Genomic DNA, 2796 nt, shown 5'->3' on the forward strand with positions numbered 1-2796 from the left:
CCCCTTAGCATTGGGTAGCATTCCCCTTCATTATAGTGTAGTGAATATTGATAAATTTAACGGATTATAAGCATTAATTAAGAGGTACTCCATTCATCACATAGTATGCAGGATTAATGGTGGGCTTTGATTTATCATTACTAGAATATATTTATACATTCCACATAGTAAAATGAGGTGATATCAGAACAAAGTCTACCTTGAGAGCATGAGGATTCGAAAAAAGTCCCCCGATATTACGCCTGTTATAACGGGTAAGCCAGAGGACGAGACAATGTGATTTGTAGTGGTATGGCGTTTTTCACTTTTTTTCTTGCTCTTGTTTTTTATCTGCAAGTTTATGAAATTTCTTTAAATAAAAGTAATATAACCACAATTCTTTCAGTTTCATCGATTCTAATATTTGTGCACTTGCAAAATCCATATCCTGAGCGGATAAAAGCTCAACAGCTTCATTCTTTGAGCTGACCTTGCTTTTTTGGCTCGGTGTTTTCTCCTTTGAATATTCAGCAGCAGTTAAAAACAAGTCCATTAGCGGACTAAATGCTCGACGATATAAGCTCCAGTCTTCTTTTATAAAACCTATGCGATGATAGTCATACTGATAACGCTGTACTTCTGTGTTATGCCGCTGGCAAACAGTTCCCTCAGTGACATTACCTGTCGTACAGTGACGGCGATAAAGTTTGTTCCTAGTCTCATTATCAGTATAATATTCACCGGCTCCAAGCCTAGTTAAAGAAGCCAGCATGATTTTTTGATGAAAAAGATAACCCTCTTGGGCACCTGTTCTAAAATAAGGCATATTCATATCATAGAGGTTGCGGTCCGGATTACATAGCTTATGAAGTAAAGAAAAAGCGGCATCAAATACGTTATCTATTTTAATGGCCTTTTTGGGATCATCGGCTGTGAACTTAGTATTCTCATTAGGTAATATATCGTTCCACTTTGTTGACCGATTCAATAACTCATCGTTCAACCCCATGACTTTTGTGACCATATAATTATTAGATATCATGTATAAGATTAATGCGACCGAATAATAACTAGTATGGGTTAACATCCTTTGCTCCTTATCAGTCATTTTCGACAATGACATGTCAGTTGCTTCCAAATGGCTTAATAGCTCATCACCTGTTGCTTTGATTAAGCCATATAAAGCAGGATAACTCATAATATTCAATGCAGTTTCATAAGCCTGGCCTCTTTTAGTGAGGTTTTCGTTAGTAGTTACTACAGCCTTAATACTGCTCAAAAGTGAGGTAAAAACACTGTCATCCTCGTTATCATTTTGCGTTGTTGTTTGAAGATTTTTATTCATGGTTGCCTTATCGGGAACCGATAAATAGGCGGCCGCGTCTTCAGTCAAATTTTTATACGATATACGCTCAATAGGGACATAGGTTTCTCGAGCAAATTTATCGTTACTCCAACCAAAATTTCTGGTGGCTAATTTTTCGGCATTTTTTAATGTAAGATCATCCACATTGTTTCTGTGTTCAAATACACCAAACACCGCCTGATAGTCTTTTTCTGTTTGTTGTATTTTCGATTTTGCCCCCAGTAGCATGGCGGCAATATTGCCTTTTATTCGCATAGGACCTGTGGCAACCCGCTCTTTCATTGCCACTACCGCATTCACCGATTGCCGCTTCATTTTATCTTTGATCGTTTGGCGAATATCATCCTTAACAAATGTTCTTTCTAGATCGTCCCAAGCCTCATGTAAATCCGTTTGAAAGGTTTGTGCCAGTAATATCACTGAATGATTTAAGCGAAACAAATCATTTAAATCTGTAGTACCTAAACCATTGATCAGCACGTTGAGGATTCTTTCATATATTATTGATAATTTAGGGTATTTTGTGTTAAGCACTCTATCGTATAGCCTCTGTATCAAAAACACTAAGTTGTTTATATTTTGACCATTCACACCTACATTTATCGTCCTTTTTAAGCATTCAAACAAGGAATTCACGATATACAATGCAATACCCGTCATATTATGTTGATTTGAACTCAAAGACAGCAATATGTTATCAATAATCTTGATTGCATATTCCTCCTTTTTATCCTGCTCTTCATTGATGCTTAGGAGTGAACCTATCATGTTAGCGGTATCGGGATCACTTAATAGGGACAAGACTATGATGGCAACAAGACAAGAGCGTGTTTTAGGTTGAAAACCTTTACATGTGTCCAAAAAAAATTTTGTTTTTTGAACCACTTTATTGCCATACTTAATTAATGGATTTACATCAGCATCCATAAAATTTAACCAAATGACGCATTTATTAAACTCTGACAGCGTTCCCCTATTTTGATAAGCAAAAATTAATAACCAGTCTTTAAAGGATGTCGCACTCCCCTTAAGTAGGGGCTGATTTAAGTCTCTCGCCCAGACAGCTTTAAATCCATGATAATCATTCTTAATGCAATTTGTTCCACACAAATTCAATAACAATGTCTGGTCATTAAAAATACTGACATAAAAATTATTATCAGGCTCGGCTTCAGGTTGGCATAATGTCCATAACCCGTGTCGAAGCATGGCATAAAAAAATAACGACGTTTTATGACTGTAATCGTGTTGATTGATATGAGCTTGTAATGTTTTAATAAACTCCGCCTCTTTATCCGCGATCGACTGATTAACGTCTTCTCGGCTCTTGATCGACAGCTTGACATAGGCTTGGTATTTCCCCTCGTTGCTATGCACATAAGGTCTATCCAGTGTATTTTGTTTTTGTTGGTTTGTGCATAAATAGTCATGAATATTAGAGAGTAATTGTA

At 36.6% G+C, this 2796-nt stretch carries 1 protein-coding gene; it reads right to left on the minus strand.

Going from position 1 to position 2796, the window contains the following annotated elements; all coding sequences use genetic code 11:
- Positions 1 to 301 precede the first annotated feature (301 nt).
- The coding region (locus Q0791_RS24665) for a hypothetical protein (RefSeq protein WP_299011915.1) at positions 302 to 2796 on the minus strand (2495 nt) is incomplete at its 5' end.

The sequence above is a fragment of the uncultured Shewanella sp. genome, from assembly GCF_947495455.1.
Lineage (GTDB): Bacteria > Pseudomonadota > Gammaproteobacteria > Enterobacterales > Shewanellaceae > Shewanella.